Origin of the sequence: Absiella sp. AM29-15, assembly GCF_003434225.1 — a bacterium.
Lineage (GTDB): Bacteria > Bacillota_I > Bacilli_A > Erysipelotrichales > Erysipelotrichaceae > Hoskinsella > Hoskinsella hominis.
Window position 1 is genome coordinate 92,161 of the sequence record NZ_QVFL01000002.1, and the last position, 12,335, is coordinate 104,495.

The 12,335-nt window shown below is 34.1% G+C and carries 11 protein-coding genes; 9 read left to right on the plus strand and 2 right to left on the minus strand.

The genetic code is table 11. The features are described from left to right. Positions 1 to 1,043 precede the first annotated feature (1,043 nt). The 3 genes from DW761_RS02515 (at position 1,044) to DW761_RS02525 (ending at position 4,235) form a co-directional block, all read left to right on the plus strand. Positions 1,044 to 2,555: an IMP dehydrogenase gene (locus tag DW761_RS02515; RefSeq protein ID WP_117454248.1), complete on the plus strand. Its 1,512-nt coding sequence runs from the start codon at positions 1,044 to 1,046 to the stop codon at positions 2,553 to 2,555. Between the two features lie 166 nt (positions 2,556 to 2,721). Then, positions 2,722 to 3,744, plus strand: coding sequence for a GGDEF domain-containing protein (locus tag DW761_RS02520; protein WP_199483592.1), 1,023 nt, complete (start codon positions 2,722 to 2,724; stop codon positions 3,742 to 3,744). A 50-nt stretch (positions 3,745 to 3,794) separates the two neighbouring features. After that, the gene (locus tag DW761_RS02525; protein WP_117454247.1) at positions 3,795 to 4,235 is read left to right on the plus strand and encodes a hypothetical protein; all 441 of its coding nucleotides are present in this window, start codon (positions 3,795 to 3,797) and stop codon (positions 4,233 to 4,235) included. An 86-nt stretch (positions 4,236 to 4,321) separates the two neighbouring features. Here DW761_RS02525 and DW761_RS02530 read toward each other — a convergent pair whose 3' ends face one another. Then, entirely contained in the window at positions 4,322 to 5,929 is a 1,608-nt protein-coding gene (locus DW761_RS02530) for a GGDEF domain-containing protein (RefSeq protein ID WP_117454246.1), read from the minus strand. 231 nt (positions 5,930 to 6,160) lie between these two features. On the opposite strand from DW761_RS02530, the gene DW761_RS02535 reads away from it, so the two are divergent. Together DW761_RS02535 and tpiA are read left to right on the plus strand one after the other, a co-directional pair. Further along, on the plus strand, positions 6,161 to 7,339 hold the full coding sequence (locus tag DW761_RS02535) for a phosphoglycerate kinase (protein ID WP_117454245.1): 1,179 nt from the start codon (positions 6,161 to 6,163) through the stop codon (positions 7,337 to 7,339). An 18-nt stretch (positions 7,340 to 7,357) separates the two neighbouring features. Continuing rightward, on the plus strand, positions 7,358 to 8,104 hold the full coding sequence (tpiA, locus tag DW761_RS02540; RefSeq protein WP_117454244.1) for a triose-phosphate isomerase: 747 nt from the start codon (positions 7,358 to 7,360) through the stop codon (positions 8,102 to 8,104). A 151-nt stretch (positions 8,105 to 8,255) separates the two neighbouring features. Here tpiA and DW761_RS02545 read toward each other — a convergent pair whose 3' ends face one another. Continuing rightward, positions 8,256 to 9,347, minus strand: coding sequence for a metallophosphoesterase (locus tag DW761_RS02545; RefSeq protein ID WP_117454243.1), 1,092 nt, complete (start codon positions 9,345 to 9,347; stop codon positions 8,256 to 8,258). 300 nt (positions 9,348 to 9,647) lie between these two features. On the opposite strand from DW761_RS02545, the gene DW761_RS02550 reads away from it, so the two are divergent. The 4 genes from DW761_RS02550 (at position 9,648) to DW761_RS02565 (ending at position 12,164) form a co-directional block, all read left to right on the plus strand. Beyond that, positions 9,648 to 9,950 carry a DUF2089 family protein gene (locus DW761_RS02550; RefSeq protein ID WP_199483591.1) on the plus strand — a complete coding sequence of 101 codons (303 nt, stop codon included), beginning with the start codon at positions 9,648 to 9,650 and terminating at the stop codon, positions 9,948 to 9,950. After that, entirely contained in the window at positions 9,947 to 10,342 is a 396-nt protein-coding gene (locus DW761_RS02555; protein ID WP_117454242.1) for a hypothetical protein, read from the plus strand. Before DW761_RS02550 ends, DW761_RS02555 begins: the two co-directional genes overlap by 4 nt. A 198-nt stretch (positions 10,343 to 10,540) precedes the next feature. Beyond that, on the plus strand, positions 10,541 to 11,344 hold the full coding sequence (locus DW761_RS02560; RefSeq protein ID WP_117454241.1) for a PTS mannose/fructose/sorbose/N-acetylgalactosamine transporter subunit IIC: 804 nt from the start codon (positions 10,541 to 10,543) through the stop codon (positions 11,342 to 11,344). Continuing rightward, positions 11,337 to 12,164, plus strand: a complete 828-nt coding sequence (locus DW761_RS02565; protein WP_117454240.1) for a PTS system mannose/fructose/sorbose family transporter subunit IID — start codon at positions 11,337 to 11,339, stop codon at positions 12,162 to 12,164. Before DW761_RS02560 ends, DW761_RS02565 begins: the two co-directional genes overlap by 8 nt. Positions 12,165 to 12,335 lie beyond the last annotated feature (171 nt).

The window sequence follows — 12,335 nt, forward strand, 5'->3', positions numbered from 1 at the left end:
AGTCTGTTTTTACTTGACGTTGATAACATTTTATAGTATTATATAGGCACCAAGAGTGGATGTCGAAAGACATCATAAAAGGAATGGATAACGGTGAGGTGATCCATTCCTTTTTAATACAAGAGGTCCCAAGAGTGGAAAAGATTTTCGTGCAGATTTTCCAAAAGTGTGATAAGGACCGCTTCTGAACATGATTTTACATTACCTTAGCTTATCTTTTTAGGATAACACAAAGTAATGTTAAGATCACAACTAGTAGTACTAGTGCATCCATATGTATTCTTTTCCTCTCCCAAAACGAAAATATATTTTCCATTTGGAATTTACCTCCTACTATACATATACGTAATTTAGGTGCGAAAATCCTAAATTATTTTACAATTTGTGAAAATAACCTATTGATGGTTAGAATGACGACTTAAAATTCATTGAAATATAAATGATTTTCTCTTGACGTTGATAACATTTTATAGTATTATAAAGGCACCAAGAGTGGATGTCGAAAGACATCAGAAAAGGAATGGATTACTTTGCCGGTTATCCATTCCTTTTTTAAAACAAGAGGTCCCAAGAGTGGAAAAGATTTTCGTACAGATTTTCCAAAAGTGTGATAAGGACCGCTTCTGAACATGATTTTACATTACCTTAGCTTATCTTTTTAGGATAACACAAAGTAATGTTAAGATCACAACTAGTAGTACTAGTGCATCCATATGTATTCTTTTCCTCTCCCAAAACGAAAATATATTTTCCATTTGGAATTTACCTCCTACTAATACATATACGTAATTTAGGTACGAAAATCCTAAATTATTTTGCAATTTGCGAAAATAACCTATATATAGTTTAGGAAAGCGCCTGATATATGATTTAAAGAAGTATTAGTTGAAGAATGACTATAGGATAATCAGTAAAATCAGAACAACATTTAATTTTTAACTGATTTAATGAAAAAATTTTCAAAGTCCCTTGACTTCACGAGGGATAATCTTTATAATTATATCAATTTAAGGAAAGTTTATAGAACAAAAAGGAGAGATAACATGGCTTATTACTTTAACGAACCGTCACGTACATTTGCGGAGTACCTGTTGGTACCTGGATATTCCAGTGCAGATTGTACACCAGCAAACGTGTCTTTGAAAACACCATTAGTTAAATTCAAGAAAGGCGAGGAACCTGCATTATCTTTGAATATTCCTATGGTATCTGCAATTATGCAGTCTGTATCAGGAGAAAAAATGGCTTGTGCATTAGCAAGAGAAGGAGGAATCTCTTTCATCTATGGTTCTCAGAGCGTAGAAGATGAAGCAGCAATGGTTGCTCGTGTTAAAGCAACAAAAGCAGGCTTTGTTTACAGTGATTCCAATATTCGTCCAGATGCAACACTGGCTGATGTATTGGCATTAAAAGAAGAAACAGGACATGCGACAATGGCAGTTACAGAAGATGGCACACCAGAAGGCAAACTGGTTGGTATCGTAACAAGTCGTGATTATCGTGTATCACGAATGGATCCTACAACAAAAGTCAGTGAATTCATGACACCATTTGAAAAGCTGATTGTAGGAAAAGATGGTATGTCATTAACAGAAGCAAATAACTTGATTTGGGAATACAAATTAAATCAGTTGCCAATTATTGATGAAAACGGTCATTTAAAATCTTTCGTTTTCCGTAAAGATTATGATTCTCATAAAGAGCATCCAAATGAATTGCTGGATGATCAGAAACGCTACATCGTCGGTGCAGGTATTAACACAAGAGATTATGAAACACGTGTTCCTGCATTAGTAGAAGCCGGCGCAGATGTATTATGTATTGACTCTAGTGAAGGATTTAGTGAATGGCAGGCATTGACTTTGAAATGGATCCGTGAAAAATACGGTGATAGTGTAAAAGTAGGCGCTGGTAACGTTGTAGATGCAGAAGGATTCAGATTCTTAGCAGAAGCTGGTGCTGATTTTATTAAAATTGGTATTGGTGGAGGCAGTATCTGTATTACTCGTGAACAAAAAGGTATTGGTCGCGGACAGGCAACAGCTACCATTGATGTAGCACGTGCACGTGATGAATACTTTAAAGAAACAGGTATCTATATTCCAATCTGTAGTGATGGTGGTATTGTACATGATTACCACATTACTTTAGCACTTGCTATGGGAGCGGACTTTGTTATGTTAGGACGTTACTTCTCAAGATTTGAAGAATCTCCTACAAAGAAAGTTACCATCAATGGTACATATATGAAAGAATACTGGGGCGAGGGAAGTGCTCGTGCACGTAACTGGCAGCGTTATGATATGGGAGGAAGTAAGAAACTTTCTTTCGTAGAAGGTGTAGATTCTTACGTTCCATATGCAGGAGCATTAAAAGACAATGTAGATTTGACATTGAGTAAAGTTAAACACACGATGTGTAACTGTGGTGCATTGACAATTCCAGAACTTCAGGAAAAAGCTAAAATCACATTGGTATCTTCTACAAGTATCGTAGAAGGTGGCGCACATGATGTTGTTGTTAAAGATAATACATTAGATGCAAAAGTAAAATAAGAATTAAAAAAACTTCGTTTTCCTAAGAAAGCGGAGCTTTTTTTAAGGGAAAAAACAAGAAATTCTTAAAAGTTACCATTTTCAATTATGTAAAAATACCTTATAATAGAAATTAGCAATGGATGCGTTTACAAACACAGGGATGGTATTAAAGGATGATGTAGTTATGATAGAAGAAACAGAACAAGTTTATGAGTTGCAGATGGAAAAGCTGCAAAAACTAGAAGAAGAAAATCGACAATTGAGAGTCATGGTAGAACAGGATTGGCTAACAGGGATATATAATCGTGGAACAATCGAATTAAAAATCAATCAACAGTTGCAAATGTATCAAAAAGGCGCTTTATTTGTTTTGGATGTTGATCATTTTAAACAGATCAATGATCAATATGGGCATATTTGTGGGGATGTTGCTTTGAAGAAAATTGCTGCAGTTTTGAAGAAAATAACATATAAAAATGGATCAGCTGGGCGTGTTGGCGGGGATGAATTTGTCATATTCTATCCTGAAGCTGATGATGAATCATTTATTGAAGAAAAACGTAAAGAAATACGTTCATTGTTAAAACAGATACAGGTAACAGATGGTGCATCTATTTATGTTTCCATATGCGGCTGTATGTATCGCCCTAATGATGATTACATCAGTATGTTTCGTCGTGCAGATGCCTTACTTGTAAAGGAAAAGCACATTAGAAGACGTTTAGATGGGGAACATGTGTATAATGATATTTATATGTCAGAAAATTTATTGGTTGATATTGAACTGATTCGTAAAGAATTACGGGAACAGGAAATTATACCTGGCGCTTTCTGTCAGGATTATCACTCTTTTCAAAATATTTATCGTTTTATCGAACGCAGAATGTCCCGTATTCAGGGGGAAGCCGGCTTGATTTTATTCACATTAATGAATCCAAAGGGAGCGTATCCTTCCTTTGAACAACAAGAACAGTGTATGTTTGCGCTGAAACGGATTATTCAATCATCATTAAGACTGGGAGATGTTTTTACACAATACAGCAGTTTTCAGTTTCTGGTAATGGCGTTGGATACCAAAGAAGAGGGAATACAATGTATCATAGATCGTATTCAGAAAGCTTTTGCGCAGAATGCCTGTTTAAAAGATAAGATGCTGCTGCATCATGATTTTCCACTTGAGGCAGTACATACACATGTCGCAAGATGAGTATAGAAGAATCATATTTGTGAGATGCTAATGATGAAAGAAGGAATAGAATGGGAAAATTACCACCAGCAGCAAAGGTATATGAGGCCTATAGCGCTATTGCGGATAAGCGTGTAGAACTTCATGAACAGGAAGCATATGTTACTAGCAGTGATGAATCAAAACGATATACAGTACGTTTTCAAGATGATGTATATTCCAGTAATGATAATGCAACGATATGGCAGCATTATGCTGGATATCCGATTTTAGCAGTATTGATGCTTCAAAAGCGATTACCAGTAAATGAAGAAATTCTTCCAGCTTTTAAAAATGTGAACTGGAAAGCATTAAATACGAAATATAAAAATAAATATGATCTGGCTATTCAGGAATTTTATGAACAACATCCTACCCTTGATCCAACTTTGGTAGAGGAAAGTGTAGAAGAATGTTTAAAAGCTTGTGAAACCTTGCAAATCATTATAAAAGGCAACCGGGCAAAAAAATAATACCAGGAAATCAGATTCTTATTTGCACATAGGTTAAAAAAAGAGATTTCAAATGAAACCTCTTTTTAATTATCTGTCCTAAATAGTTATTGAGCACAACTGTTTTTATTCAATGAAGCAAAATGATTTCTACCGTTTTCTTTTACCTGATACAAGGCACTGTCCGCAACATTTACTGCCACATCTAATTGAAAATACTTATCATTTTTCAAGTTCGCATAGCCTGCCGAAACACTTACGATATCCGCAGCCTTAGATTTTTTATGTTCGATATGCATGTTGTTTAAATCTTCTTTTACTTTGCCTAAATAATATTCAATTTCATGATCACTCATATTTACACAGACACAGATAAATTCATCGCCACCATATCTTGCCGCAAAAATACGGCTATCAGAGTTGATGTCCAGACAGCGTGCCACACTTTGTAAAACCTTATCTCCTTGTGTGTGTCCATAGCAGTCATTGTATTGTTTAAAATAATCTACATCTAACAGAATAATGCCAAGTTTTTCCACATTATGATTATGATGAAGACTATTGATTAGATTAATGAAATAAGAACGATTAAATAAGCCTGTTAATCCATCAATTTTCACTTTAGATTCCAGTACTTGTTTTTCTTTCATAATACATTCTTTTTCTGTCTGCATATCGTTTACCAGAATTTTTTCACGCATACTTTCGGCTTTGAATTTATTAGTGACATCACTTACTTGTTTCTGAAGCTGATAATATTGTTTATAAGAATAAATTAAAGCATTTTCCATATGGAAAGTTTCCGCAAAATTGATCCAGCATAAATGCAGCTGTAATTGCTGGGCGATATCATCCTCAAGACATAAAGTTCCCATACAACGCAATAATTTATCCGCACGCTCTTTATCTTCCAGTTTTAAAGTGATTTGAAAAGCATCACGATAGAAAGAGAAGTACATATTTCGATTTAATGTATTATGTAGGCCACTGTTGATAAAAAAATCAATCATCTGCAAAGTATATTCTTCATTTTTCATATAATATGCCATATATAATTGAGAAACATATAAAATACCAATGTTTTCTTCACCAACATATATTTTCAAATCATCGTAATATTTGTCATATAAATCAATGGCTTTTTTGATATGACCATTTTTTAAATACAGCTCTATCAGATTGAAAATAACAACACAGTCGATATGATCTCTGATCGCATCTTTATTTGCGTTAAACAAGTCAAAGGCTTTCTGGATATATAACAAGCCATCCGTATTATCATCTTTTTCTTCAAACATGACACCGATGTTATTATAAACAGCAATCTGCGTATTGATGTCATGTGCCTGCTGTGCCACTTTTAATCCATCCAAGTAGCATTGTACTGCCGTTATTTCATCAAAGTTTGCGTTATGATACATGCCTTCAATAATATGTATTTTGATTAATAAATCTAAATAGTTATAGGCGAGTGCGATTTCTTTTGTTTTTTGCACGTAATGGATACAATTGTGATGTTCACGAATGGTTACATAATAATCCGCAAGAAAAGCATAGGCAAAGGCAATTCCATAAAAATCATTTATCTTTTTCGCTGCTTCTAATAATTCATTACTGTACTTTTTTTGTTTTTTTAAATCAACATGATGTACAGTTTGGATAGCTTCCATTTTATTTTGAATGAATTCCTTTAAATTTTCTTCTTTATTCTCCATCTTTTCTCACCCTTCTTCTCTATTATACAATAAAGCGCTTTCAAGTTCGACGGTAATTTTAATATTTGTAATATACTTTTTTTGATATATAGAGGAAAAGTGGTTCGTCATATTAAGAAATGTAGAAAATGGTATTAAAAAAGGGTTTTATGTGAAATATTTCGCAAATTTGCGTTTACGAAAAAAAAGGATAGTGGTATAATAAACTCGTTACTTAAGGAGGATTTTACTATGGCAAAAAGAACAGTAAAAGATTTAGATGTTGCTGGTAAACGAGTTATCGTTCGTTGCGATTTCAACGTACCAAGAAAAGATGGAAAAATCACAAATGACAACCGAATCATTCAGGCTTTACCAACAATCAAATATCTGATTGAAAACAAGGCAAAAATCATTCTGATGTCTCACCTTGGAAAAGTTAAAACTGAAGAAGACAAAGCAAAAAACGACTTACGTTGTGTAGCTGATCGTTTAAGCGAATTGGTTGATACAAAAGTTACATTCGTTCCTGTTACTAGAGGCGAAGAATTAGAAAATGCTGTTGCTGCATTAAATGATGGTGAAATCGTTGTTATGCAGAACACTCGTTACGAAAAAGGCGAAAGCAAAAATGATCCTGAATTAGCTCAGTACTGGGCAAGCTTAGGTGATTTATTCGTTGAAGATGCATTCGGTAGTGTTCACCGTGCACACGCTTCAACTGCTGGTATCCCTTCAATCCTTCCTAACGCTTTAGGTTTCTTAGTAGAAAAAGAAGTAAAAATGTTAGGTGCTGCTGTTGATACTCCAGTACGTCCATTCGTTGCTATCATCGGTGGAGCAAAAGTATCTGACAAGATCGCTGTTGTTGACAACCTGTTGAAGAAAGCTGATAAAGTATTAATCGGTGGTGGAATGGCTTATACATTCTTGAAAGCAATGGGCTTAAATGTAGGTAAATCACTTGTTGAAGAAGACAAAGTGGAATTAGCTAAAGAATACATCGCAAAAGCTGAAGGAAAATTAATCCTGCCAGTTGACCACGTATGTGCAGATGCATTTGCTGAAGATGCAAACACTGTTGTTGCTGACAACGAAAACATTCCTGCAGATTACATGGGATTAGACATTGGTCCTAAGACTGTTGAATTATACAAAGCTGAATTAGCTGGTGCTAAAACAGTTGTATGGAATGGACCTATGGGTGTATTTGAAATGAAACCATTCGCTAATGGTACATTACAGGTATGTACAGCAATCTCTGAATTAGAAGGTGCTACTACTGTTATCGGTGGTGGAGATTCTGCTGCTGCTGCTATTCAGTTAGGATTCGCTGAAAAATTCTCTCACATCTCTACAGGTGGAGGAGCTTCTCTGGAATACATGGAAGGTAAAGAATTACCTGGTATCGCAGTAATCGCTGAAAAATAGGAAAGAGGAAATATAACTATGAGAAAACCAATTATCGTTGGAAACTGGAAAATGAATAAAACCATGAAGGAAACAAAAGAATTCATGGAAGCTGTAGATGCAGCTGCTGCTAGCGAAAACGCTACTTATGGAATCGGTGCTCCTTATACTGCATTATCAACTGCAGTTGCTGGTGCTAAGAATCTGATCGTTGCTGCAGAAAACTGCCACTTTGAAGATACTGGAGCATTCACTGGTGAAGTTTCTGTACCTATGTTACAGGAAATCGGTGTTACTCACTGTATCATTGGTCACTCTGAACGTCGTACAATGTTCGGTGACACAGACGAAACTGTAAACAAAAAAGCAAAACGTCTAATCGAAGCTGGAATTACTCCAATCTTATGTATTGGTGAAACAGAAGCTCAGTATGATGCTGGTGATTCTGAAAAAGTAATTCGTGACCAGTTAACTGGTTCTTTAGCTGATATGTGTCCAAAATGTGTTGGTAATATGGTTATCGCATATGAACCAATCTGGGCAATCGGAACTGGTAAGAGTGCATCAGTAGAAATCGCAGAAAACTGCTGCCGTATCGTTCGTGACCAGGTTCGTGTAATGTATGGTGATGATGCAGCTGAAAACGTACGCGTACAGTACGGTGGATCTGTTAAACCTAACAACATTCAGGAATACATGGCTCAGCCAGATATCGATGGTGCATTAATTGGTGGAGCAAGCTTAAAAGCTGATAGCTTTATCGAAATCATCGAAAAAACTAAATAATTGAATAAGATGAACAGTCTGTTCCAAATGGAATGGACTGTTTTTTAACATATTCAAATGTTTCAGAGTTTCAGCTTTCTCTAGGGAAAACTAAGTGTTTTTTTATTTAATACTACAAATAAATTAATAAAAACGTCCGATTTGGACGTTTTCATTTGCTTAATATTTTTCTTGGAATCCATCCCATAATACCATTCTTTTTCACTAAGGCATGTTCACCACAAGTGGAAACAATTTTTACATAATCACCTTTTTCCACAGGTAAATGATAGGTGGTAAAGTTATCCACATGAATTTCATCACCTTTATGAAAAATAAAATCTTTCGGTATCCAAAAATCTTTTCCACTGGAAAGATGGCGACATAAGTAACGAATATCATCTTCTTTTAATATCTTCACAGAGCTGTCATACCATTTGATAAAAAAAGGATCAGAATTTATGGGCTGTATGCTGTCTAATACTTTGGCTTTCTTTAAACAGTCACTATGCGCATACGAGAAATTTCCATGCTCAATTAACAATGCATTTAACTGTCCTGCACTCTTTACTTCATTTCCACCATCAATCGCAATGATATGGCGAAAATCATCAATCATTGGATTAAAGCAACAGATACCATCACAATATTCACTTACTGGTAGATGACCTACAACAACATATTTTTGGAATCGTTTCGCATCATCTAAAAAACGGTTATGCGTCATAATATCACGCATTTCTTTTCCATAATGATCTTCATCCAGAATCGCCGCATGCCCAAAGATATAATGTTGTGTTTCCACCACATGAGGGAGCTGGTCTACAAACGCTAATTCCTTTGGAAAGTGTTGTTTTAATATTCTGGCATATTCAATCATATCTATATCTTTATGAAAATGAATGCCAAGTGTAGCAGCCATTTCATGCAGAATACTATTTTGACGATGTAATAGGACTTCTTTTAGAAAATCCAGGCGATATTCATAAAGAACATTCTTACATACAAAATCACAATTTCCCATCATAGGATGTACATGTGGACTTTTAGAAAGCTCCATTATAAAGTGCAAAGTTTCCATGTTGTAAGCACCTTTCTCTAATAAATCGCCAACAAGAAACAATTCATCCTGATGCATATCAAAAGCAATTTTTTTCAATAATTTTTTTAAAACAGGCAGATTCGCATGAATATCACTAATAGCAATGATGCGGCGATGATCATCTACATTTATGTATTTTGATTTTATAGATCGATCAATCATTTTCATGCACCTCCTTGCTTATTTATTATAATCGATTTATGATAATGGTACCAGTAAAATGTTTAGACGGAAAGGGAGAGTCCTATGAAATTCTTATTTACCATGTTATATGCGCTGATTGCATTTGTGATCGTTGGTGTCGTCATCATTAGTTATGCACGATTTATGCAATATTATCACGATCATCATAAAAAGTGATAAACTTTAATAATATTAAATATAAAATTAATATTATTAAAGTTTTTGTTTATATTTACATTCATAAAAATAAGTGCTATCATAAAATTGAAGGTGATAGATATGCAGAATATACCAGAATGGTTATTAAATCTAGATAGTGAAGATTTTGCGTTTATCAAGCGCTTCATCTTATCAAGTGGTTCATTAAAGGAAGTCGCAAAGGAATATGGGGTTTCTTATCCTACGGTGCGTTTACGCTTAGACAGGCTGATACAAAAGATTAATTTAAATGATCAGATAATGGGGGAGGAGCCTTATATCGCATTGATCAAACGTTTGGCTTTAGAGGATAAACTAGATTTTGAAACAGCAAAGCTGTTAATTCATGAATATCAAAAACTAGAGGAGGAAAAGAATCTATGAAAACAAATAGTGTTTACATTATTTTCGCCCTTATCTGTGTCATTGGATTATGCGTATTACAGTATTACATATCATTAAAGTCAAAAAAATGGCTAGGATGGATTCTGCCTGGTATATTCTTTTGTTTATCTATTCTTTTTACAATCAGTGCAGTTACTTTTCTGCATTCATATGAAATCTCAGAAGTGTATTCAAATAATGGTAATTTAATGTCATCCATTATAACAAATACAACAAGTAATTTTCCTATCCAGACAATCCTTCCAAAAGCAATTGAGATTTTTTTGATCAGTAATCTTCCTACCATCCTATTTATCATCATTTTCTTAGTCGTGCATCAAAAACAAAAAAGAGAGGCACAAATTCATAAAATGAATATACAGGACTTATGATTTTGTATAAAACAGCAACTCATAAAAGACTTGCTGTTTTTTTATATATCTTGTATATTTTAATACCACAATATTGTAATAAAATTGCATAATTTAAATATTAATATAAAATATATTGAAATTTAATTTCATCAGGACTATAATTCGTAGTGTAAGCGCTTATTAATGTTCTTTAGAAGAATGAGAAAGGAGAGTTTTATGACAGATATTTCTCTAATTATGATTTTAATACTTTGTTTGTATACCGTTATTGGTGTTTTAGATCAAATTTCCATTCAAATTGGTGTGTACACACCATTGTTTGCAGCTACAATAACGGGAGCTTTGCTTGGAAACGTTGAGTTAGGTCTAAGTGTTGGTGCTACTTTACAGTTGATGACACTTGGTGTTGCAACTTATGGAGGAGCTTCTGTACCAGATTATTTATCAGGAGCTATTATGGGTACTGCGTATGCAATTATTTCAGGAGAAGGTGCTGAATATGGTATTGCACTTGCAGTACCAATTGGATTATTACTTACACAACTAGATATCATAGGGCGTATGGCAAACTCTTTCTTTCAACATTATGCTGAACGATGTGCAGAAAAAAATGATATAAATGGTGTAGAATTAGCAAATAAACTTGGGATGATTCCCTGGATTTTATCTCGTGTAATTCCTGTTTTTGTAGGATTATTATTTGGTCAGGCAGTTGTAAATTCGATTAATAGTTTTATCCCTGTATGGTTTATGTCTGGTTTAAAAGCAGCCGGTGCGATCCTTCCTGCTTTAGGTATGGCAATATTGATGCGTTATTTACCACTTAAAAAATATTATCCATATTTCATTATTGGTTTTGTGATGATTGCTTATGGTAAGAGTATGTTTACAGTGCTTTCTGTAGCATTGGTAGGATTTGCTTTTGCGGCATTACAATATTCAAAGCTAAAAGAAAAAAGCTTAGTAATAGAATCAGGAGTTAGCGAAAGTGATGATGAGGAGGTGGAAATCGATGGTTAACTTGAATAATAAGATAACAAAAAGCGATATTCGTAAAGTATATATTCGTAATTTATTTGGTTTGCAATGGGGTTGGAATTATGAGAAAATGCAGGGTTTAGGTTATGCATGGGTTATAATGCCAGCTTTACGAAAAATATATCGCGATGATCCAGAAGGATTACAAAAAGCACTAACGATGCAACTAGGTTATTTTAATACAACTCCAGCCATGTCACATTTGATTATTGGTGCTGATATTGCATTGGAAGAAGAATTTGGAAATAAAGCTGAAGATGCGGTTTTAGGTCTGAAAACAGGTTTGATGGGACCTTTTGCAGGAGTAGGAGATACTTTATTTGTAGCAATTTATCGTGCAATTGTATTTTCAATTGCAGCATATATGGCTCAGCAAGGCAATGCTTTTGGTTTAATCATACCAATTATCGCATGTATGATCGTTATGGCGATTCGTTATAAATTCACTACAATAGGATATGCACAAGGAAAAAAATTAGCAACAGGTTTTGCGACTACAATGATTCCAATTACAGAAGGTGCAGCTATTTTAGGGTTAACAGTAGTAGGTGGATTAATTGCTTCTGTAATATCATATAAGCTGGATTTAACATTTACAATGGGTAAAGTAAGCATGTCAGTGCAAGATAATCTTGATAAAATTATGCCATCCTTAATTCCACTTGCAATTGTATTATTTTCCTATTGGTTATTAGGCAAGAAGAAAATGAATTCTACCAAATTGATATTTATTTTGATAGGACTGGGAATGATACTTGGAAATCTACAACCATTTTTTAATTGGCTGGTTTCCATATTTTAAATAATCTTAAAAAGATTGTAATATTCAGCAGTAAGGTTGAAAACTTTAAATGTTAAAAAGTAAAGGTAATATCGCGTAGATAATTCAATTAAAAAGTTCTTTAAAATATAATAAAAATACAAAAATAAAAATATTTTAAAAAATATATTGAAATAATATTACATTTTGGTT